Annotated in this window: 16 protein-coding genes; 7 read left to right on the forward strand and 9 right to left on the reverse strand. The window is 54.6% G+C overall.

Features of this window, described 5'->3' with window-relative positions; translation table 11 throughout:
• From OES20_08730 to OES20_08750, 5 genes are read left to right on the forward strand one after another with little or no spacing between them, the layout of a single operon-like run.
• Window positions 1-921 carry a DUF58 domain-containing protein gene (locus OES20_08730; GenBank protein MDH3634776.1) on the forward strand — a complete coding sequence of 307 codons (921 nt, stop codon included), beginning with the start codon at window positions 1-3 and terminating at the stop codon, window positions 919-921.
• A gap of 2 nt (window positions 922-923) precedes the next feature.
• Window positions 924-1,421: a DUF4381 domain-containing protein gene (locus OES20_08735; protein ID MDH3634777.1), complete on the forward strand. Its 498-nt coding sequence runs from the start codon at window positions 924-926 to the stop codon at window positions 1,419-1,421.
• Entirely contained in the window at window positions 1,421-2,416 is a 996-nt protein-coding gene (locus OES20_08740; GenBank protein ID MDH3634778.1) for a VWA domain-containing protein, read from the forward strand. Before OES20_08735 ends, OES20_08740 begins: the two co-directional genes overlap by 1 nt.
• Window positions 2,413-4,161 carry a VWA domain-containing protein gene (locus OES20_08745; GenBank protein MDH3634779.1) on the forward strand — a complete coding sequence of 583 codons (1,749 nt, stop codon included), beginning with the start codon at window positions 2,413-2,415 and terminating at the stop codon, window positions 4,159-4,161. Before OES20_08740 ends, OES20_08745 begins: the two co-directional genes overlap by 4 nt.
• Window positions 4,162-4,166: 5 nt before the next feature.
• Window positions 4,167-5,840 carry a hypothetical protein gene (locus OES20_08750; protein ID MDH3634780.1) on the forward strand — a complete coding sequence of 558 codons (1,674 nt, stop codon included), beginning with the start codon at window positions 4,167-4,169 and terminating at the stop codon, window positions 5,838-5,840.
• 13 nt (window positions 5,841-5,853) lie between these two features.
• On the opposite strand, the gene OES20_08755 is transcribed toward OES20_08750, so the two are convergent.
• The 8 genes from OES20_08755 to OES20_08790 form a co-directional block, all read right to left on the reverse strand.
• Window positions 5,854-7,884 carry a 3-hydroxyacyl-CoA dehydrogenase NAD-binding domain-containing protein gene (locus OES20_08755; GenBank protein ID MDH3634781.1) on the reverse strand — a complete coding sequence of 677 codons (2,031 nt, stop codon included), beginning with the start codon at window positions 7,882-7,884 and terminating at the stop codon, window positions 5,854-5,856.
• Window positions 7,881-9,188, reverse strand: a complete 1,308-nt coding sequence (locus tag OES20_08760) for an acetyl-CoA C-acetyltransferase (GenBank protein MDH3634782.1) — start codon at window positions 9,186-9,188, stop codon at window positions 7,881-7,883. Before OES20_08760 ends, OES20_08755 begins: the two co-directional genes overlap by 4 nt.
• Window positions 9,189-9,610: 422 nt before the next feature.
• Complete coding sequence (locus OES20_08765; GenBank protein ID MDH3634783.1) at window positions 9,611-12,028, reverse strand: FAD-dependent oxidoreductase; 2,418 nt, start codon at window positions 12,026-12,028, stop codon at window positions 9,611-9,613.
• A 5-nt stretch (window positions 12,029-12,033) separates the two neighbouring features.
• Entirely contained in the window at window positions 12,034-13,341 is a 1,308-nt protein-coding gene (locus tag OES20_08770) for an FAD-binding oxidoreductase (GenBank protein ID MDH3634784.1), read from the reverse strand.
• Between the two features lie 42 nt (window positions 13,342-13,383).
• Complete coding sequence (locus OES20_08775) at window positions 13,384-14,904, reverse strand: trimethylamine methyltransferase family protein (GenBank protein MDH3634785.1); 1,521 nt, start codon at window positions 14,902-14,904, stop codon at window positions 13,384-13,386.
• A 168-nt stretch (window positions 14,905-15,072) separates the two neighbouring features.
• Entirely contained in the window at window positions 15,073-15,873 is an 801-nt protein-coding gene (locus OES20_08780) for a PhnD/SsuA/transferrin family substrate-binding protein (protein ID MDH3634786.1), read from the reverse strand.
• 121 nt (window positions 15,874-15,994) lie between these two features.
• The gene (locus OES20_08785) at window positions 15,995-16,618 is read right to left on the reverse strand and encodes a hypothetical protein (GenBank protein ID MDH3634787.1); all 624 of its coding nucleotides are present in this window, start codon (window positions 16,616-16,618) and stop codon (window positions 15,995-15,997) included.
• Window positions 16,619-16,639: 21 nt separating this feature from the next.
• Window positions 16,640-17,059 (reverse strand): DUF3302 domain-containing protein, encoded by a 420-nt coding sequence (locus tag OES20_08790; GenBank protein ID MDH3634788.1) that lies wholly within the window; start codon window positions 17,057-17,059, stop codon window positions 16,640-16,642.
• 178 nt (window positions 17,060-17,237) lie between these two features.
• Here OES20_08790 and OES20_08795 point away from each other — a divergent pair, with 178 nt between their 5' ends.
• Together OES20_08795 and OES20_08800 are read left to right on the forward strand one after the other, a co-directional pair.
• Complete coding sequence (locus OES20_08795; GenBank protein MDH3634789.1) at window positions 17,238-17,651, forward strand: DUF2784 family protein; 414 nt, start codon at window positions 17,238-17,240, stop codon at window positions 17,649-17,651.
• Window positions 17,652-17,853: 202 nt separating this feature from the next.
• Complete coding sequence (locus OES20_08800; GenBank protein ID MDH3634790.1) at window positions 17,854-22,668, forward strand: acyl-CoA dehydratase activase-related protein; 4,815 nt, start codon at window positions 17,854-17,856, stop codon at window positions 22,666-22,668.
• Window positions 22,669-22,871: 203 nt separating this feature from the next.
• Here the strand turns inward: OES20_08800 and OES20_08805 are convergent, their stop codons facing one another.
• Window positions 22,872-23,270 (reverse strand): hypothetical protein, encoded by a 399-nt coding sequence (locus tag OES20_08805; GenBank protein MDH3634791.1) that lies wholly within the window; start codon window positions 23,268-23,270, stop codon window positions 22,872-22,874.
• Window positions 23,271-23,580: the final 310 nt, after the last annotated feature.

Consider the following 23,580-nt stretch of genomic DNA (forward strand, 5'->3'; position numbering starts at 1 on the left):
ATGGATAACCGCAGCAACCATGTTCCCGGGATCAACATCGAGGTTGATGACCTGGTCAGAATTCGCGGGCAATTGTCAGGCTTGCGCCTGGCCAACAGTCAGCGCCGCGCCAGTTACCGCTCCGGTGCACGTGAGGTGCGGGTCCGCGGACGCGGGATGGAGTACGAAGAATCCCGTGCCTACGTTTCCGGTGACGATGTCCGGACCATGGACTGGCGCGTGATGGCGCGAACCGGTGAAGCACATACCAAGGTATTTGCCGAGGAAAAGGAACGACGCTTTCTGATCGCGGTGGATTTATCGGCATCCATGTTCTTCGGCACCCGTTTCAGTTTCAAATCCTGGTCAGCTGCGCAGGTCGCTGCCCACGTCGGCTGGTTGTCCAGCTTCGCTGGCGATCGAATCGGCGGATTGATCGTGTCTCCCGGGATGCACCATGAAGTCAGACCTGGAAAGACCCGCTCCGGTTTACTGAGTGTTTTTCATTGCCTGGCGCAAGCGAGCGACATCGAACTACCGCCGGACCCGTCGCACAACCGGTTCAATTTTTTATTACGTGAGCTGGATCGCGTGGTGAAACCAGGTTCAATCATTGCCTTGATCTCCGACTTTATCGGGCTCGACGACCGATCGGTTGAGATTCTGTCGACGCTCGTCAAGCACAACGATGTTAACGCTTACTGGATTCACGATGATACCGAGATTAATTCCTGGCCGGGGGGGCATTACCAGGTATTGGTCGACCATCGCAGGGTCGGCTTTGATCTGGTTGGAGCAGCGCATGATAGCTGGTTGAGGCAGTGGCAACAGGCGCATCGTGCGAGAATCGAGGCACTGACATCGAGGTTTAATATTCCGCTGCTTCCCGTGTCCTGCAATTACCCGGTCAGCGCGCAGATCCTGCAAAACCTGGTTCTCTGATAATGACAGTCGAACAGCTGCTGCAACAATTAAAAGACATTCAGGCACCACCTGAACCCGTCTGGTGGCTGATCGCTCCGGCCCACGGAATCGCAATTGGCTTCGTCGTCGTTGTCGTGGCTTGTACCTGGCTGATTCTGCGGCATCGCAGGGCGAACCGACTGGCCAGTCTAGCCGAGCTGGCACTTGCGGACATCAGATCTTGTTACGGACGAGACCAGGATTCGCAGCGGCTTGCACTGGAATTGTCAAAATGGCTGCGCCAAGTTTCATTGCTGGCATTTCCCGAACGACAGGTCGAAAGCCTATGCGGTGAAGGCTGGCTGCAGTTTCTTGACGAGAGTCTCGGTGCTGATACCTTCTCCAGCGGCCGCGGCCGGGCCTTTGGAAATCTTGTTTATGCAAGACAGGCAAAGCTCGAGGCTGCACAGCTGATATCCTTATGTGAGCAATGGCTGACTGCGATCAAACCTCGACTCCGACAGCGGGGCAGGGACTGATGCTCGGTTTTGACTGGTGGTGGGCACTGCTGCTGTTGCCGGCACCGTTGCTGGTCAGAAAATTGCTGCCGGCGACACCGAGTGTCGACATAGCGCTCGCGGTACCGCTTTTGAATGATTACCGGTTTGACGCTGCATCGGTCGGCAAATCGACCCGACCCGTAGCCAGGATCTGCCTGTGGGCGCTCTGGTTATGCCTGGTTGTCGCAGCGAGCAAGCCCTTTTGGCTGGGTGAGCCGCTGTCGCGCACGGTCAGTGGCCGTGACCTGATGCTGGCAGTGGACATATCAGGTAGCATGAGTGAAACCGACATGACGATTAACTCGAAAGCTGCAAGCCGAATTGAAGTTTTGAAGGTTGTAGTGGACAAGTTCATCAAGCGTCGTGAAGGTGATCGCCTGGGTTTGATTCTGTTCGGAACCAACGCCTATAGCTACGTTCCCCTGACCTTCGATCTGGATACCTTATCCCGGCTGCTTGCTGATATCAGCACCGGATTAGCCGGTCGCCATACTGCAATCGGTGACGCAATCGGACTTGCCGTCAAGACCATGCGCAAACAGGAAGCCGAGCACAAGGTGTTAGTGCTGGTTACCGATGGATCCAATACATCCGGTTTCGAAAACCCGATCATAGCCGCCCAGGCCGCCCATCAGCAGGGACTGACAATCTATACCATCGGCGTTGGGACCGACGCTCAGACCCTGAGTCGTACCTATGGCCTGAGCAATATTCCAACCGGGATTGCCCTCAATGAACGGGTGCTCGACAGAATCGCTAACGTCACCGGGGGAGAGTATTTTCGTGCAACCAACACCGCGGCCCTGGAAAAAATATACCTGGCGCTCGATAAACTCGAACCTGTCGAGTATCAATACCAGTCGCATCGGCCGCGAGACGAGTTGTTTGCGTTGCCTCTGACCGCGGGAATTATCATTATGGTATTTTTCACCGCCTGGTCGATCCGGCATTCACAATCATCGAGCGTCTTGTGAGCGAATCCGTCGCATTCCAGTTTCTTAATCCGGGCTGGCTGTTGCTGTTAGCACCAGCCTGGTGGCTGGTCTGGATCTTTTCAAAGCATGCGGGTCGCCAATCCATGTGGAGCAGGGTGTGCGATCCCAGGCTGCTGGATAAAATGATAGCCGGTGGTCGAACCTGGAACAGCACCCGGATGCTGACCTGGATCCTGGGCCTGGTCCTGACCCTGTCCATTATCGCGGCGGCCGGTCCGAGCTGGCGCAAGCAATCCCATCCCATCCTGGAATCAACCAGTGCCCGGGTCGTGGCCCTGGATCTATCTCGCTCGATGCTGGTAAAAGACGTCGAGCCAACGCGCTTCGATAACGCGATTGCCGCCGCCCGGGAAATTATCGGCACGGAATTTGACGGTGAAACCGGGTTGGTAGTATTCGCGGGTCGTGCCTTCGTGGTGTCACCATTGTCGCGAGATGCCAAAACACTACTGGCCTTCCTGGAAGCTCTCGATCCCAGCACCATGCCGGAGGATGGCACGCGCATAGATCTGGCGATTGGCGCTGCGCAGGATTTGCTCACGGCCTCTTTCGCCGGCGTCGGCCAGATTCTGATTATCACGGCAGGCGCGAGCAATGACAGCACCGCGACGATACAGGCGGCACGCGTCGCTGCCGGCCAGGGCCATCGCATTTCCGTACTCGCGATCGGGACTGCGCAGGGCGGACCGTTAGCGGATCCCGGGGGCCAGTTGCTGCGTGACAACAACGGGAAAGTGGTACTGGCCAGGACTAACTTCAAGTTGCTGGAACGGATTACCGATATTGGCAACGGAACCAGCATTGCATTGAATAGAAACAGTGGTAATAGCGGGCTTCTGATTTCACGCCTTGGCGCCAGCGCGTTAATCGAATCGGAGAGGAACGCCGACAGTTCACAACGCGCAGCCGCCAACGACGGTGCCTGGATAGTCTGGTTGGTGCTGCCGTTTGCACTGGTTTTGTTCCGTAAAAACCTGATCTGGATGATCCTGCTAAGCGTTCTGATCCCGGGCGAGCGTGAACTCTATGCAAAGGAGTGGGACTCGTTCTGGCAGCATCGGGAAAAACTCGCCTACCAGTACTATTTGCGAGGTGACTACCAGTCGTCCCTGGCACTCTCCAGTGATCCCCGTTTACAGGGCGCTGCTTATTACCGTGACGGGCAGTACCAGCAAGCCCTGGAATATTTCGATGTTGGCGATTCCGCAGGCTCGCTATACAACCTCGGCAACACGCTGGCACATCAAAACAGGTTTTCCGAAGCCATCATCGCCTATCAAAAAGCACTCGACCTGGAACCTGCTCTTGAACCTGCCAGATATAACAAGCGTCTTCTAGAACTCTATCTGGAGCAGCAAGCCGACTCTGGCGGAGAGCAATACGACGGCTCTGCCGGTGATGAGTCCTCGGCCGAGTTCTCGAACTCGACCGAAACCGAAACCCGCATTGGTGTTGCGGAATCAATGACGAATCCCGCCGATGATCCCCAGATAGGCCCGGGTCTCGGCGCCTCGTTGCAACCGGGACAGGTTGATCCTTTCGAGCGTTTTGATGGTCGGGAAGAAGCATTGCAGCGATTTGTCCTCAGAGCCCAGCAAGGTGAACAGTCTGCGGATCCGGAATTTATGGAACGCTGGATCAGGAGCTTACCCGAAACTTCGACCGACCTGTTTCGGCGCATTTTTTTAAGGGATGCCCAGCGACAGGAGCGTCAGCCAAAATAGTCATCATGTTGCGCTTAATTTTAGTTATAGCTGTCTTCTCCATTACCCAGTTTCCAGTGGTAAGCCATGCACAAACAGCTCACCTGCAGTCAAACCGGATATTTGTCGACGATATTGCAGAATTGATTATCGAGTTCGATAACAAAATTCCATCGCTTTACGCACTGGATACCTCGGTCCTCGAAGCCGATTTTGAAGTCCTGGACGTCAAGCCCAGCATTTCCCGCATATTTGAATCAGACGAGGCATTTCATCGTATGCGCTGGCGCATCGATATTCTTCCACTGCGCACCGGCATTCTCGAGGTTCCGTCTTTGCAGGTTGGAGAAAGCCTGACACCGGCACTGGGGCTTGAAGTAATACCGCAATCACCTGAATTCAATTCGGCCGCCAATGTCCGCGTTGAACTCGAGGCCGAGCCTGAAAATCCTTACGTCGGACAGCAGGTAAAAATTACCATACGGGTCATTCACAATGTTCCGCTGTTTGAAGGCAGCCTGGTAGAGCCTGATGTTGGCAGTTCCGATACCTATCGACCTGGCCTGGAATCCAGATATACCATATTTCAAAATGACACCGAACTCGGGGTACTGGAGCGTAACCTTTCGATCATTATTCTTGAGCCGGGTGAAACCAGGATTCCACCCGCCAGCTATCGCGGGCGGATCAGGACCGGTACGGACCTTGCGACCACGGAAACCGGGGCGCTATCGAGACGTATAAATCGGGCGAGTGCTGCCCGGTACCTGGAGGTAAGACGGCCTCCCGCCGAGTTTAGCGGCCGCCACTGGCTGCCTGCCCGACAACTCACACTGGGCCTTCAATGGGACCAGGTTAACGATAACCTTTCCGTAGGCGATTCGCTTGGATTAACCTTAAGCATCGAGGCACATGGCCTGGCTGCAGAAATGCTACCCCCGAATTTACTGTCAATGGATACGGATAGTTTCAAGATTTATAACGACCAGGAAACTCGATCAAATCGCTTCGATGGTCAGGAGTTGATCGGTCGCCTGGAGCAACGTTTTGTAATCATTGTCACGGAGCCGGGCGAGATTCATTTTCCCGCGCTTGTTCTCAAATGGTGGGACGTCGATCGGGAATCCGAACAGGTAGCCACGATCGACGGCAGAAACTGGATCGTTTCCGGGCCCGCGACTGGCCAGGCCAACCACGGAGTGAACACGGTATCTCCAGGTCTCGATGACAGGCTGGCGCGCGGACTGGTATTCGCTTCGATACCCGGTGGCTGGCCGTGGTACGCCGGGATCGGCACATCGTTGCTGATCATTGGCCTGCTGGTATACATCAAGCCAGTCCGTCATTACCTGCTTGGCCAGGTTAAATACAACCTGGATCGCCTTCGAAACCGTAGCGCGTTAAAACAGGCATGTCGCACCAATAATCCGACGCTTACCCGGCGGGCATTAATCAAATGGGGCAGGGCGCGCTGGCCGCTCGATAACATCAACGGTTTACATCAAATTGAATCCAGAATAAATTCGACCGGGTTGGCCCGGGAACTGCGACAGCTCAGCACGGCTTTATATTCAGATCGGAGCCCGGGCTGGCAGGGTCGGCAACTGTGGCAACTGCTTACCGACGAGGAGCGCAACCTTCCGGGCGTTCGCCAGGCACGGGAGCGATCCCTGCCTGCGCTTTATCCGCGGCGCTCCTGATCCGGGCGAAGCGTTACCCGGTAACCAACGACCAACCCTCGGCGGGGTGAAACCGTTCACCGAATTTCGACTCGTAATCCGCCATCGCGGCATTCAGCGACTCCGTTCCTTCCTGCAGGCTGTGCTGCATCGGGCCACCACGGAAAGGTGCAAACCCGGTACCGAAAATGATACCGGCGTCCAGCAGATCCTTATCAGCCACGATCTCTTCCTGCAGGCAGGCCGCTGCCTCGTTCAGGAGGCGGAAAACAAGCCTATTCTGGATCACTTTCTGGTCCCCGAGACCGGCATTTTTATCCCTGACGGGTTTGCCTTTCTTGTAGTGGTAAAAGCCACGCCCGGATTTTTTACCGAGTTGCTTCGAGTCGACAAACTTATTCAGACCCGCGGGCACATCGATGCCGTAAGCGGCGGATAGATTCTGCGCCACCGATTGACAGATATCGAGACCCACGGTATCGGCGAGTTCAACCGGTCCCATCGGCATACCGAAATCGGTGGCCGCCTTATCGATTGCCTCGGGTGCGATTCCCTCGTCGTAGAGCGTGAATGCCTCGACCAGGTATGGCATCAGGATGCGATTCACGAGAAAGCCCGGAGAACTCTTGACCGGTAGCGGTAATTTGCCGATGTGCTGCGTGAATGCAATGGCGTTTTGCACTGTTTCCTCGGAAGACGAGGCAGTCCGGACAATCTCTACCAGCGGCATCATCGCCACCGGGTTGAAAAAATGAATACCGACCAGGCGATTGGGTTCTTTCAAAACCGTCGCCAGTGTTTCCAGCGGGATACTCGAGGTGTTGGTTGCCAGCACTGCACCGGGTTTCATCCGCGGTTCGATGTCCTTATATATCGCTTGCTTGGCATCGATATCCTCGAATATAGCCTCGATCACCACATCGGCCCTGGTTATGCCATCTCCATTGATGTCCGGGATCATGCTATCCAGTGCGGCATTACGATCCTGCGTGGTTTTCAGGCGCTTGCCAAATAACTGGTGGGCACGCTTAAAGGCATTGCTCAGGTACTTTGCCTCCCGATCCTGCAGCGTCACGGTGAAACCGCGCAACGCACACCAGGCCGCGATATCCCCGCCCATGGTGCCGGCACCGATGACATGCACGTGCTGCGGATTGAATGATTTCTTATCACCCAGCCCCTTCAAGCGCGTTTGCAGGAAGAATACCCGAATCAGGTTACGCACCTTGTCACCCTGGATCAATCGTGCAACCGAATTGGCTTCCTCTTCCATCATGCGCTTGTTGTCGCCGCAGTAACCGGCCCAGACGTCGAGAATCGCGTAAGGGGCAGGGTAATGCAGTCGCGGTGCTTTTTTCTCAACCTGCTTTTTCATGTATCCGGCCAGCAGGTTTCGAATTCCGGGCAAGGATAAGATTTTGCCGATCAGTGGCATGCTTTGCCGAGGAGGATGACTCAATGCGATCTCACGCGCTGCACGCTCGATCTGCCGCTTAGGTTGAGCGACATCAACCAGCCCGATTGCACGCGCGGCTCGCGCCGTCAATGCCCGGCCAGAGAGCATAATTTCCAGAGAATTCAAAGGGTTAATCATCGAAGTCGCACGTACCACACCACCGTAGGCCGGGTGAATGCCCAGTTTTACCTCGGGCAGGCCGATGCGAGTTCCGGTATCGTCCAGAGCAACACGATAATCACAGGCGAGTGCGAGCTCGGTACCGCCACCCATGCAAAAGCCCTCGATCAGCGCCACGGTCGGGCAGGGCAGCGCCTCGATACGACTAAACAGGGTCTGCCCGCGTTTGATCATGATCAGGGCTTCCTGCGTGGACGTTACCTCGAGAAACTCGTTGACGTCAGCACCCGCGATAAATCCCTTCGCCTTACCCGAACGAAAAATGATCGCCTTGGGTGGATTACTGCCGAGCTCGTCCAACAGGCTATCTAGTTGCTCCAGCACCGAGACCGAAAGTACATTGGTATCGGTATCTTGTTTATCGAGGATGAGCCACAGGATTCCGTCGTCATCGCAGTGGCTTTGCCAATCGGCTATGGTTGCACTCATGACGCACTCCTTTCGATCAACATCGCGCCACCCTGGCCACCGCCAATACAGAGTGATGCGATCCCGGTAGCAGCATTTTTTTGCTCCAGTACCTTTGCCAGGTGTAACACGATACGGGCACCACTGGCACCCACCGGATGTCCGAGGCTGACGCCACCGCCGTGAATATTGAGGCGCTCAAGCGGTATTTGACCGACCGCCGAGCGCAAGCCCAGCTGCTGTTTGCAGTAATCCTTGTCATTTAGTGCGGCTAGTACTGCAAGCACCTGGGCCGCAAACGCCTCGTTGATTTCCCAGTAATCAATATCATCGATCTTGAGCCGCTGTGACTTCAGCAAGGGCGCAATTGCGTGTGCTGGTCCCAGACCCATTTCTGCAGGATTGAGCGCCGCCCACTGGGTTGATACGATTCGAGCGAGTATCGGTAAATCGTATTTTTTAACGGCGGCCGCGCTCGCCATAACCAGCGCGGCTGCGCCGTCAGTGATCTGTGCGCTATTACCCGGGGTTACCAGACCGTAGGGTTTGTCGAAAGCAGGACGTAATTTGGCGAGTTTTTCCAGCGTGGAATCGGGCCTCACGCCGTCATCCAGGTCGTAAACCTGGCCGCGGGCGTCATATAAAGGCACCACTTCCGATAATTCGTGATCTTGCTGGGCCTGGTACAGTTTCTGGTGGCTCTCGAGTGCAAATTGATCCATTTGAGTGCGCGTGATACCGAACCGGTAGGCAATCTGCTCCGCGGTTTGTCCCATGTTTAATCCGACAACAGGGTCGGTCAGTCCTTTCAGCAACGCAATTACCGGCGCCATAAAGCGTGGGTTGAATCTACCCAGCACTTTCAATTTCTGCCCGATCGATTTTGCTCCCCACCAGTCTGCCAGCCAGTTAACCATTTTCGGATGCAATAGCAGTGGCGCATGGCTCATCGATTCGATACCGCCGGCCAGGACCAGGTCTGAGCGTCCCGTGACAATGGACATTGCCGCATTATCGAGCGCCTGCATGCCGGAGGCACAATTACGATGTACCGTGTAAGCCGGTACGCGATCACCACAACCGAGCCGTAACGCAACGACGCGTGCAATGTTCGCTTCGTCCGGACCAGGCATGGTGGATCCGAAAATGACTTCGTCAAACTCGGTTGCTTCAAATGGCATTCGCGCCAGTAAGGTCCTGGCGGCATAAATGCCGAGGTCGGCATGTTTGAATGGACCGGGTTTGCCGCGAGCTTTCAGGAAGGGTGTGCGATTGCCATCAACCAGGTAAACGGGCTTGGCATATTTTTTATTGGTAGTTGCCATTTCGGATCTCGGCTTGGCGAAAGTTAAGTCTGTATCCCAAGACGCGAATCATAAACCATCCCTCAGCGTTGTAAATTGAAACTACGCGTTTGGACAGTGGCTGATAGTACTGTCTGAGTGATGTGTGCTTGGACCTATTACTGCGCATAATGTATATTATGTAAAGTTGAATAAATTTCAGCATTAGATAATGGAGTTTAAAGGCCAATTGGTGACCTACCCGCGCAGGTATACGCTTTTGGGATCAATCCAGTAAGAAATTGTCTGGGTTTTTGTTATGACTCTGGAATTGCTGAATAACACCAAGCTTTGCCGTAAAGATATACATGAATTCAATAACTTATGATAACTATCTCATAATATTGATTAATACCTTTTACGATCGAATCGGTCCTGTAAACGCTTGCAGCGCTACATTACGTCTACCCGCGCAGATACTCGTTTTTAGGATCGAATAAAGGTTCGAAGTACAGTTTCGCGGGAATCATTTCACCCAGTATCTCGATTTCGACTTCGCGACCTTCTTCCACCAGGTTTACGGGCAGAAAACCAAAAGCGATACTTTTTTGGGCGTGGTGTGAATATCCACCCGATGTTACGTAGCCAACAACGTCACCGTCATACCAGATTGGTTCCCAGGCTACAGGATCCGCATCTTTAGCGTCGACCACGAAAGTACACAGTTTGCGCGTTGCGCCCTTTTCCCTTTCCGCCAATACTGCCGCTTTGCCAATAAAATCAGCTTCCTTGTCGTAATCAACGAAACGATCCAGCCCGGTTTCCAGCGGCGTATAGTCGGGTTTGAACTCGCGCATCCACGAACCGAATGATTTGTCGAGGCGCAGGCTCATCATCGCGCGCATACCGAAGGGTCGTAATCCGAGATCTGCACCCGCTTGCGCCAGAACCTCGTAGAGTGCCACCTGCTGATGCCAGGGAACGTAGAGTTCGTAACCACGATCTCCGGTATAACTGACACGTTGCACAATTGCCTGGCACGGGCCGACGTCAATCTCGCGAATTGACAAGAATGGCAAGGCCGCGGTCGAGACATCGCTTCGGGTCACTCTGCCGAGTAGCTCCTGTGCCTCTGGACCCGCAATCTGGAAGCCGATACGCTGTTTCGAGATATTCCTCAACTGAACACCTTGTTGCGGTAAATGTTGCTCGAACCAGCGCATATGATAGGCCTGGGCCCCGAAAGACGCGGTCACCTGGAACACATCATCCTTTAATCGACCGACCGTGAAATCACCGATGATCCTGCCCCCGGGACTCAGCATCGGGTTCAGGCTGATGCGTCCAACGGACGGAATCCTGCCCGCCATGATGGTATCCAGAAAACCAAAAGCCCCGGACCCGTTGAACTCGTATTTGCCAAAATTGTGAACCTCGTTGATACCGACCCGCTCACGCACCGCACGACACTCCTCGCCGACTGTATCGAACGCGTTAGACCGACGAAAGCTTGGGATTTCGTAGGGTTCCTCCCCTGCCGGCGCAAAATAATTGACGTGTTCCATACCGTAAGCCGCGCCGAACACTGCATTTTGTTGCTGCCAGATACCGTAGGCGGGCGTCGTGTCGAGCGGCCTTGCCGCTGGCAGCTCCTCGTTTGGATAAGACACGGTAAAGCGACGCTGATAATTCTCAGTCACCTTTAGGCGGGTGTACGACGGATTACAGTAATCGCCAAACCGTGCAACATCCATCGCGAACACGTCTCTCGAGGGCTCACCCTCGATCATCCATTCGGCCAAGGTCAAACCGACACCTCCACCCTGGCTGAATCCGGCCATGACCGCGCAAGCTGACCAGTAGTTGCGCAAACCCGGCACCGGTCCCACCAGCGGGTTACCATCCGGTGCAAATGTAAAGGGGCCGTTAATTATCGTCTTGATGCCGGCCTCGGCCAATACGGGGTAACGCTTGAAGGCAAATTCCATCGAGTCGCCGATGCGATCGAGATTTTCAGTCAGTAACTCGTGACCGAAATCCCAGCGCGTGCCATCGACCGCCCATGGAACGCAATTCTGTTCATAAAAGCCGATCACCAGCCCCTGCCCCTCCTGGCGCAGGTAGCTCTCCCCTTCCGGGTCCATAACGTGCGGCAGCTCGGCATCGCGCTCAAACACTTCAGGAATGTTATCGGTTGCAAAATACTGGTGCTCCATCGGATGTAGCGGCAGGTAAACGCCGGCCATGGCGCCTACTTCCCGCGCCCACAGGCCGGCGGCATTGACCAGCTGCTCGGCAACAATGGTGCCCTGTTCGGTTACCACTTCCCAGCACCCGTCAGCGCGCGCATTGGTTTCGAGTACCGGATTGCGCAGCATGATTTCGGCACCCTGCATCTGCGCCGCCTTCGCGTATGCATGGGTGGTTCCCGACGGATCGAGATGCCCGTCGAGCGGGTCGTAAAGTGCCCCGAGTACGCCGTCAGTGTTGGTAATGGGACTAAGCTTGCGAATCTCGTCGGGTGTTACCAGCTCGGTATCGAGACCCATGTGCCGATGCATTGCCCGCGCCGATTTCAGAAAGTCGAGACGCTCCGGGGATTCCGCGAGCGTCAGGCCGCCGACGTGATGCAAACTGCAGGATTGACCGGTAATCTCCTCGAGCTCGCGGTACAGGCGGATCGTGTAGCCCTGCAACGCGGCCATGTTGGTATCGGCATTCAGCGTATGAAATCCACCCGCCGCATGCCAGGTCGAACCCGACGTCAGCTCGGAACGCTCGATCAGTACAACATCTTTCCAGCCCAACCTGGTCAGGTGATAAATAACACTGCAGCCGACCACGCCGCCACCGATGACAACAACCCGAGCCTGTGAACGCATCGCTACTACCCCAACACCGAAAAACTGCTGTCCTGGTTAACTTCGCGCAGGCGCGAATAAAACTCGCTGCTAACCGTACGATCGATATGCTTCAGGTGAAAATCGATCGGGTTACTGTCCTGGTCGTTTCCATTTTGCGTGGCCTCGATGATGTCCGCCATCATTTCACCGGCAATCGGCGCATTCTTGAACTGGTTGCCGCTGGTGCCGATCGCGAGGTAAAACCCGGGCAGATCCGAATGGTCATATATCGGAATCCAGTCGTCGGTGACATCGTAAAGATCCACTACGCCGCGCATCTGGTTTGGTACCCCGAGGTTCGGAATGCGCTGGCAGACGCGCAGCACCTGCACCCGCCACTGCTCGGTAAAGTCGTGATTGTAATTGTCGGGATCCACCCACTCGTGTTTATCGACCGGTGGGTCCTCGCTGCCAATCAGTAGCGCGTCACCCTGTTCTGGCCGGGTGTAGATCCCGATATCGCTGTCCGAGGTCACACAGGCGGTTTCACGAACATAGCCTTCCGGCAACGGCACATGCGCGACTTCCTGGCGCAGCGCGCGGGTCTTCACCTTCATATGCTTTTCGATATCAGCCATCTGGTTGATCCTGGATGAATGCGGTCCGGCCGCATTGAGCACTGCCGGTGCATTGAATATCTCGCCATTCGTAAGCATGACGCCATCAACCTTGCCATCCTGCTTCAGAATCTCGCAGACCTCGGCGTTGTAAATGAAGCTCCCTCCCGCCTGCTCGGCCGCGCGCATGATGTTATGCGTCGCCAGCTGTGGGTCGGAAATATAACCCGCCGCATGAAACAGCACGGCACCGGGCAGCGGTTCGTCATTGGCGATGCCGAATGCCGGATCGTCCGGCAGTTTGACCGGGTAAAAAGATTCCGTGTTTAATACCGGTAACTTTTTCTTCAGCGCCTCGGGCGTGTATTCACTGTAAGGCGAATCGAGTTCATCCATGAGTGCCATGGTAGGCCGCAAATAGTCATTGGCTTCGGTTTTCATGACCATCGAACCGACGTTGTGGTATTCGATCAGGCCACGCTCATCGACATCGTCACCACCGAGATATTCCGCCCAGTTCTTCCAGTAGTAATGCGATTCGTAGGCCATCGCCGAGCCATCCAGGGTCGAATAGTAAGGCCGAATTATTGCGCAGGAACCCGAAGTCGAGCCGTAGCCTGCGGCCGGCAGTCGGTCCAGGTTGAGCACTTTCCAGCCCTTGCGTCCCAGTGCCAGCGAAGTGGCGCAGCCGATAATGCCGGCACCGACAATGATTGCATCGTATGATTTTGACATGGCGTTAAACCTTTACTGGATGACGAGATTGACCCCTGGTTTTCACCGCGTAAGCTCGATTTCACGTCGCCGCTCGTTCACGTACTGCTCCAGCGACGCGCGTACCTCACCATCTATTCCAGGCTCCTCGTAGTCCTTGAGCGTTTGCCGATAAATCTTGTTGGCGCGTTGAAAAGCCGTTTGTTCGCCGTTTTCTGCCCAGGTCTCGAAGTTACTCCAGTCCGAGACGATCGGCTCGTAAAAGGCGGTGGTGTAGTTTGCAATGGTATGGGCGGTCCCGAAAAAATGACCGCCATGCCCGGCTTCGACGATTGCTTCGAGCGCCAGACTCGATTCGTCCACGGTGAGTGGATTCAGGGTCTCGGCCATCATCTGCAGCATGTCGACATCGATAATAAATTTCTCGAACGAGGCGCACAGCCCGCCTTCGAGCCAGCCAGCGGCATGCTTGATAATCTGGGCATGTCCCATAACCGCGCCCCATAGTGACATCTGTGATTCCCAGGCTGCCTGCGCGTCGACACAGTTCGATGCATTGGTATTGGACGAGCGAAATGGCAGCTTGTAGCGACGTGCGAGCTGACCACTGGCCCAGGCAGCACGGGTATATTCAGGCGTGCCGAAAGCAGGTGCACCACTGCGCATATCGGCATTCGACGTAAAACCACCGTAGACCATTGGCGCGCCCGGATTGACGATTTGTGACAGCGCGATGACGCCAAGCGCTTCCGCGTTTTGTTGCGCCAGCGCACCCGCGAGCGTGATCGGACACATGGCTCCGGATAGCGTAAACGGGGTCACGATGGTCGGTTGCCCGTTTTCGGCCATTTCAATCAGGCCATCGAGCATGGGACCATCCACACGCAATGGAGAATTGGTATTCACCACGGTGGTGATACTGGGTTGTTTCTTTATCGTTTCCCGGTCGACGCCACGCGCAATGGCAGTCATCTCGATGCCGTCGTTAACGCGCCCTCCCCCCAGGCAATACAGTGAGAACGAACGATCGGTCAGAGTCAGTGCCGCCAGCGTCGCGTCGAGATGGCGGGTTTCTGGATGGATATCGATCGGTTCAACCGGGTAACCGCTGAAGAAGTCGATCACATCGTAATGATGCCCGAGGCGCAGGAAATTACAGTAATCTTCGAAGTTTCCGGTGCGCCGTCCTCCTTCCAGGTCGGAACTATTGGGCGCACTGGCAACGGTGGTAAAGTTCACCGCGTTTCTGCCCACGAGACGATTGCGCTCGGGATTGGGCGCATGCAGCGTAAACTCGGCAGGCACCGTGGCAAGGCGTTGCATCAGGCGGTCACGGTCCAGATAAACCCGCTGCAAATCCCAGTCGACACTGGCGCCATCCTGTTCGTAGAGCCCAAGTGCGGTTTCGTTCAAAATTTCGAGCCCGATATCTTCGAGAATGCGCATCGACCCGTCATGGATGAGGTCCAGGGCTTCGCTATCGATCGCCTCGATTGGCGGGTAGGGATTAAACAACTGCTCGGCTTTTGGTTTGACCAGCTGCTCCGGTGTAGCGCTGCGTTTACGGGCTCTTCTGCGGGTCATTGCGGGCTCCAGTGATGCAACCGTCGATAGTATTTGAGAAATACGGAGCCGTCTAGCCATGACGCACAGGTTATTATTGAATGCCCCTGGTCAGCACTTCAGCTGTCTATTCAGGCTACCACCTAAACTTACCGGCTGAGACAGGTAGCGACTTCGGTTCAGGAATTTCTATACCAGCAGAGGATACCCTGACTCAACGGCGTGGTTCTCGATATCGACGATACCCTGATAGTCGCCAAGCGCCACGGGCTCGAAACTGAGCAGGTGGAGCCTCTCACGCACGGTAGCTGGTGCCAGCGCCAGTGCTCGATTCAGGTTGTCGATCAGCTTTTCGGTATCGGTGCTATCTGAACCTGGAATCACCAAAGGCAATCCGCAAGTTTTGATGCTAAACCCGATGCTGCGCACCTGATCCACTAAATCTGGCCGGCAATCCTCGATCAGTTGGTAACTGACACAATCGATGGCGGCGATATCAGCTTGCTGGCTTACCACCGCTTCGAGACTGTGAAGATGACTGCCAGTGGTAATTACCCTGGAAAAAAACTGTCCCGCCGGATTAAGATTGGAGATCGCGTACCGGAGTACATTCATACCGCTGTTAGAATCCGGCGCGTTGATCGCGGCGACTTTATCCCTGCAGTTGTCGAGTAATGCAATGCCTGAATTCGCACCCACGATGAACCGGCTCGAATAAAGTTTGCCCTCGGTACCGGGCACATCAAATATCGGTGCGCAAAACGGGCTCAACCGGTTTTTCAAATGGATCATCAATGGATAGCCACAGGTATGGCCAAAGAACAAGGCCGGGTCGCACAGTAGCGATTGATCCGAATCGAAGCGTAGTGATATTTCCCGATCGCTGCCGGCATCGAGCAGCTCTATCAATATATTGAACAGCTGTTGCCAGGCCAGTTTCAGCTCATCGGTAAATGAATACATTCCGCAGGTAATGATGCGTTCGACCATAAAACACAAAATACTCGCCAACAGCAATAAACACCAGCCGATTCTGGTGCCCTGTCTAACGTAAATTTAAGTGAATCAGGTAACGCAGGGATAGTTTATATCACCCCTGTTTCGAGTCACCCTAGGAAATAGGCGAAAGATAATTCATCCAGGCCGACATACGCAGCAGGGTTTTACGCACCAGTGCCAGTTGTTGGAACTCCTCGCCGTAAACGGCAGCCTGTGCGTAAGATCTGCCCGGAATCCGGGTTGCATAATTTTCGTAACGGGGATCGGAAATACTGATTACCACCGGAATTCGGATCTCGCCTGCCGCGACGACAGGATCGATGTTTTGGTCCCGGGTCAAGGCTTGATTCTCGCCTTGCATCGGTAGCAGCATTTGCACTTCACCCGAGAAAACCTTGCCAGGAATACTATCGAAGGTCACCTCAGCTGCCCTGCCCTGATTTAGATGCAGCAAACTGTTACGGTGAAACCATGCGATCAGTTTTGGTTCAGCACTCGATTGCGATGTATCCATGACACGCTCGTTGAAATCGGGCGTAACCGGCACTGTCGTCAAGTGCTGCTGGCTTAATCCGGTGTAAGGATGGTAGTAGTTCAATACCTGGATTAAGGCGAAAACCAGGACGATGCCACCAATCGAAGTGGCAGGCACGGTAAACTGGTTGAGGGGGATTCTCAAAGCGGCAAAAATTGCTATGCAGATTGCCGCGCAGGTCGATACTAATAATAGTTCCATAATTTGTCTCGCCGTCAGCGATTATGCCGCGTTGCTTGCCGCCATGATTGCATTTTCGATGCGCTCGATCCTGTCATCGAGTACTTCGAACTTGTGGCCCAGTAAAGAAACTGAATCGGTAATGTCTGCATCCAGCTGTCCGATATCGGCATCGATATCGCTCTCTTCCGTAGCCGCCTTGTCGTTGATCGCGGTGTCTTCATTGATCTGGCTTAGTCTTGGACTCAGGTCTCCGCGGTAAGCCGCGGCCCAGATCCACAACAGCGGCCAGATTGCGTGCAGTGTAAACAGGCTAACCCATCCCGCATGATGGATTGCATCCTGGTGGGGATGATTACGGTCAACAGCTATCTTATAGGGGATATTGAGTATCGCGATGGCGCCAAACAGCAAGCTGGTCGCGGTAAAAATCAGAATCCCAAGCGCAATGTAATCGAGCATATCGTATCGCCAATCTAACATCGTAGCTTAGATTGTAGTCCAGGAATCGGCCTGTACTTTTGTGACCTAGTTCTCGTTTGTACCGTGATTTACCCCGGTTTGATGCGCTCCAGACAGGATAAACCTGCATCGTGGGAATAAGATCAAAGTGGACAGGAATTCGTGTAGAGTGCCATTCATGACAGCCGCGCACAGATACTATCTTCTGGCTCTTAACCTGGTATTGCATGGATTACACCTGGTTCTCATCCTGTTTAGCCTGGTGGGGTGGATGTTCTGCGAGACCCGGCTACTGAACCTGATCGCACTGCTGCTGATCCTGTTTTCGTGGTATGGGCTGGGACCGCTGCTAGGGAAGGGTAACGCCTGGGGTTACTGCGTTATCACCGATATCCAGTGGCGGATTCGCAGAGAACTGGGTCTGGAAAGCCGCAGCGGGGGCTACGTCAAATACCTGGCTGACAACCTGCTTGGCGGAGATTTCGATGAAACGCAGCTTGATATAATAAGTGTCGCGATCATTTTTTCCTGTTTTTTCGCCTCGGTAGCCACTAACTTGTTGTACGGAAGTTGTCCGGTTGTTGCCGGTTAAAGAAATTAACAGGTTTCCAGGGGGAAAATTTTAGACCTGATCCTTCATGCTGATATCCTGGTAAGGCCGGTACACGCCACCAGATAAAGTCTCAAGCTAATAAAAATCAGGATCTTGCTAATATCCCTGCGCATGATCTGTATCAATGTCTCGAAAGCTGTTTCCTAGAAAGTTGCAATTAGAAATTCTTTGATACCAGGTTATGTTCAAGGACATCATAAATCGCAGCCCCGGGGAGTCTGCTACTGCAGACAGTTCTCTGGCTTCGATAACCACGATTTATATCGATGCAGGTACCAGGCACATCCGGCTCCAGGTATGTGCAGCTGACGGTTCCGTTCGACAGGATACGGTGGTTCCCAGCAATAGCGACCTGGGCGAAGTGCTGTCGTCGACGGGACCGCTCAAGGCAGGTGCGGCCGATTCGGATTTGTCCAGGTTGGTAATCACCGGAAAATTGGCAGACGCTGTCCGGGAGAGGCTTGGAGATGGCAAGCAGATTCTACCGACGGCGGCTTTCTGGATGGCGGCACAGGACTTGATCGGGCTGCCTGAGAATGCAGCCGTCGAGATGCTCGCAATCATCGATCTGTCGGCCTCCGGTTACCTGATTATCGGTGTCGATCGCAGCGGTGAGCTTAAGGACGACCTGCTGTTGACGAATCCGCGCTGTGGTGCAGGTTCCGGGATCAACCTCGATCGTGTACTGCAAAAACTTGATCTCGCGCACGAGCAGGTCGACGAGCTGCTCGAGGCTTACCTGGGTAAGGCCGGTCGGGCCCGGCGCGCGGCCACTGCCGTGCGTGTCGACCGCTGCGGCGTGTTTAGCACCTCGGCGACGATTTCCGATAAAAACCAGGGGATTCCGCTCGATGTTGCCCTCGCCACGACGTTGAAGTCCGAGGTCGAAAAAACGGTTAAGAAACTGCCACCCGGTTTCGACAAAGTCTACCTGACAGGTCGTATTTTCCGCTGGCAGTATGCCCGTGACTGCGCAGAGGATTTGTTATACAAGCAAGGCGTCGCGGAAGTTGCCTACGATCCAGAAAACACGCAGATCCTCAAATCACTGCAGAATATGGTCACGAAGATCGGCTTCGAAAACCTGGCACAACCCGATTCCCGCCTGGTCAAGCAGAGCAAGCCTGAAACCTTTCCGTCCTTTGTCGAACTGCGCAGGCATTACGAGGCGAGTGGACAATACCGAAGACTGAAGGATGAACCACCCGGCACCTGCTCGGCACAGGATCTTGCGCAACGCACGCTGATCCTGGCCCTGGATGTCGGCTCCACCATGGCCAAGGCGATAGTGGCCGATGCCGAAACGGGTGAAGTCCTGTTTCTCGACGCTTACAGCAATGCTGGCGATACGATAGAGACGGTCAAGAAGGTTTTCGTCGACCTGCAGCGGCAGGGTATCGAGCGATTGCCATTGCAAAGCGTCGGTATTACCGGATCCGCCCGCTACCAGGTGCAGCAGGCGCTTGCGAGTATCTACCCCGACCTGTCGGAACGCATCCAGGTGCTGGTGGAAAACTATGCGCATGCGCGAGGCTCGATCGACCATGCCCGGCAACACGTTAAATGGCTGCTGCAACTGGGCTACGAGGACGTCAACCAGGATCTCTGTATCCTGGTTGATATCGGCGGTGAAGACACCAAGATTTCCACCATCGCGCTGAACCAGGCCGAGCTATTCGACAACGCCATGAATACCAAGTGTTCCGCGGGAACCGGCAGTCTGATGGATACGCTCAGCGCCATGTTCGGCCTGCAATCGGTGGCCGACGCGCAGGCGCATGCTTACGGCGCTCCGCAATCTTTCAGTATCAATGCAACCTGCGCCGTGTTCCTGATGGAAAACGCGAGCAAGTTACAGGCACAGGGTGTTCCGCGGGACGAAATCCTCGCCTCTGCGAACTGGGCCATCGTCGAAAACATGGCACGTACCCTGTGGAGCCAGCTCGATCTGCCCGCCAACGCTGTGGTGTTATTACATGGTCAGACTATGTTGTCGGACCCGTTGCCGCTGGCGGTTATCCACCGTCTGCGCTCCTACATCGGTGCCGACATTCATGCCCTGTTGCCGCCGCACCCCGGGCATCGGGCCTGTATCGGTCTCGTTCGCAGCTTGCAGCAGGCAGCAGTGCCCGGCGTCGTTAATATTAACCCTGGTGATTTGCTCGAGGCCAATTTCGTAAAGCGCCTGATTCAGTGCAAGGGCAAGGTTTGCGGCGATCCACAGGCCCGTTGCAACCGCTGTGCGCTGCGCTGGCAAGGTGACGATGGTCGCAAGGTCGCCTTCACGGTGGGTGGATGCACCGCTATAAATGAGCTCATCTCGCACAAGGGGCAGAAGAAAGAGAACCGTCCGCGTGATTCATACAAGGAAATATGGGACTTTATCGATAACCATCACCCGCACAGTGATGACCCGCGGCGCCTGGTTATCCCGCGCAGTTTTACCGTCTCCGAATGGGCCTATTTCCTGTCCCGTATATTTGCTCCACTGGGTATTCCGGTGCACGTCGATAACGTGCGCGACAGTGACCTGGCCGACGCGCAACCCCAGTTCAACGTCGATTGCTGCGCTCCCCAGATGGGCGCGGTAGGTCAGTTCCAGCGGCTCGCCACGGAACCACATGGCATGATCCTGGCTCCGCAGATAGAGACCTTGCCAACGGATGGAGCGAGTCGGGGACTCACCTGCAGTAGCAACCAAGGTGGCGTCGCAGTGGCCAGTAATCTGGCCATGGATGTGCACCCAGATGCCCGTTTTCACCTGTTTCACTTCGCCATCGATGAGCTCGATGCGGGTCTTTTAAGCGACCAGTTTCAGATTGGGCTGGAACCGGTGTTTCGCTACTACGGGATTGCCCCAGATGCAAAAACCCTGGAAAGTATCGTTACCAGGGCAATCGCGGATCATTTGCAGTTGCGTCAGGCGGCGGCGGATTTCGCTGCGGAACTTACCGAAAACGCACTTGCCGAGGGGCACCAGGTGGCATTGGTCGTGGGGCGTGAATATGTTCTGAACCCCGGCATCTACGACAGCCATATCCGCCGTCTGTTACGTGATCGCCAGATGGCGGTGATTCCCTCCTACGTGCTGGATATGGATCTCGACCCGGAGTACGCCCATGTGTACTGGCGTAATCCCCATTTTATCCTGACAGCGCTGAAGGCGGTTGCGCATCGCAACCTGCATACCCGGCTACGGCATCCGCGTCTGCAGTCCCTGTTTCGTCGCATCGAGGAGGATTCCTCGGGCGCGATGCTGCCAGTGGTCCAGGTTTCGACCTTCAGCTGCGGACCCGACAGTATCATCACGCACTACGTTGTCGAGATTATGAAGCAGCGGCCGTTCCTGTTAATTCAATCCGACGCCGTGCTCAAGGAACTTGCGCATCTCGAAAATCGCGTAAATACCTACGTCATGCAACTCGAGCAGGGATTGCACGACAAGCTGGGACTGGATAGCAAGCAACCGTTCGAGATCACGACCCTCGACGAGCTGATTTCACATGAACCACTGAATCGCGATACCGACGTTATTTGCCTTCCGACCCTGGGTGATAATCGAGCCTTGACCGCAGTATTTCGCGGGGCTGGCTATACCTGCCTCGAAAACTATTCCGATCAAACTTATGATTTACAGGCGCTGGTAAAAACCGGACGCAAGGCGGCGGGCCAGGCGGTGTGTACCCCGCTCGCGGCGCTCTACTCAGACCTGAGAAACGGAGTAGATGAATTCGCGCGCCGCAAGCAGGCGCGTGATCCCGAATTCGCCAACAAGCGGCGCCTGGTGTTAATCGATTCCCAGGGTTCCGGACCCTGCAGGCAAGGTCAGTATCCCAGTTTGCACCGGCTCTTATTCAAGAAATCGGCGCCAGCCGAAAGACTCGACCGCAGTTGCAACAGTATGCCGGGCGGCACGCTGTTTGAGTTCATGCTGTTAGAGGAGAACGAAGGTTACCGGGGCGGTTTCCCGGACTGGTTAATGCTGCGAATGTACCAGGGAATCATATTGAAAGGCGTTCTGCAGGGTATCCTGTTCAGTGCCGGTGCGAGCTGCCGCGATTACGCCGAGTACCGGCGTTTCATCGCTGATTTCCGCGCGCTGGAGCATGAAATCTACACGCTGCTGGAGGGTTTTAACGGTCCGGGTCGTTTCAGCCAGTGGCTGTTAACGTTGCTGGGCAGGAACAGCATACCGAGCATTCCGGTCATGTATTTCGCCTACCGCGCGCATGGTCGGGAGTTTATCAAGCCGCTGAAGCGCTTTATAGCTAAATGGAAAGCCCCAGAACCTCGTCCGGGACACAGGTTGAATATCCTGATTACCGGTGAGGGCTACATGCGTCTCGCGCAGGCCGAGGAAATCTTCTTTATCCTGCTGAGGGAAATGGGTTTTCGACGATTCGATTTGCATGTATCGCCAGCGATGTCCTACATGGAAGTGATCCTCGAAGAGGCCGAGGAAGCTGGTCGTACCGAACTGGAGGTCACTCAGGCTCGGCAATCACGCGTTGGAATAAATAATGCTGACACGACCAGGCTACGTGGTGTAAAGCGCAGAATACGCATGCTCAGGCTATTCCGTGGAATATGGCGTAATCTTCTTGCGCGACCACTTTACCGCGCGAGCGAACTTGAAATGCCAGCGCCGATCAGCCGGATGATCGAGGCTTCGCGCGAGCTGTTGCCCACCTACCGTCCCATCGGTGAACTCGCACCTTATATCGGAGAGGCGCTGGTCGAACTTCGACAAGGCACCGATGTAGTACTGAACGTGGCACCGAACGGTTGCATGGTTTCCACCATGGGCGAGGTGCTGACACCGAGCATTATGCATGCGCAGGGTGTCGGCCCGGGCCGCATCCAGACACTGCTGTCGGCCGAGGGTGACGTTGACCGTGAAGCACTGACCCTCGCGGTGCTGAAGGCGACGGGCCCGTATCGTTACTACCAGATGCGAGAGAAATTAAGTAACGATAAAACCCATATTTCCATGTAACTGTTTCTGAGGATCGCTTTCGTATCCTTAGCCACCATTTAATAAAGATAGATTCTGTGTAACTGCTTTGTCAAAAGCAGGCGCTCATAATCTCTTCTTGCGAGACTGAAACCGCAGCCAATTGCAGACATCTAGATTGCTCTCACGTCCGGTTCGTCAAAAAAACGCAAACAGAAATTTCGAAAAGCGCAATCGAGGTTCACCTAGATATCAAATTCAAGCGCTGAGACTATCTGGTTTAACCTGTGTTGTTCGCCGTCTTGATCCTCCAGGGCTGCATTGCTGGCAGCAAGAGCCAGTTCTTTTTGACGGATTTTCTCCATGTATTGAACATTACAATCGATTACGACTTGTTTGATGTCGCTTAAATGTGATGGGATCTTGGCCATGTCACTGACATAAGTAGCGATGCAATTCCTTGCAGTCTTATCAATTTTGGGAGAAGGATTAATTTGCCGACCAAGCGCGTTAAAATCCTCGCACCAATCCAGTGGCGCTTTTTGAGAAATATTGAAAAACAGATCGATATAAGATTCTTTTCGCACCCTGGGAGGGCGCTCTTGATCGATGCCTACAATTTTTACTTCTTCGAATGAATTCATGTAATTTTGCTCCTGGTTTCAGGCTTCAATGTTGGCTGCGTACGACACCTGATCCTTAGTAACGAATCATGACTTCTGTAGCCTGCGTGGGGCATAAGCTGAAAATCCAAAAACCGCCCTGCGATTAAGATTTTCTGCGAATTCCTCTGCGTAGCGCGTTACCGATCGCCGACTTCCGGGTCGTATACCATAAATCGCTGATTCTCCGTGTCCGATCATGTATTGATACCATTTCTCCCCGGATTCTCCCGGGGGTGGTTCTGCTTTCTCGATTCCGGTTACGAGAAAAACTCGGTCCACCGCTTTGTTA

This window comes from Gammaproteobacteria bacterium (assembly GCA_029862005.1).
In the GTDB taxonomy this organism is placed as follows: domain Bacteria; phylum Pseudomonadota; class Gammaproteobacteria.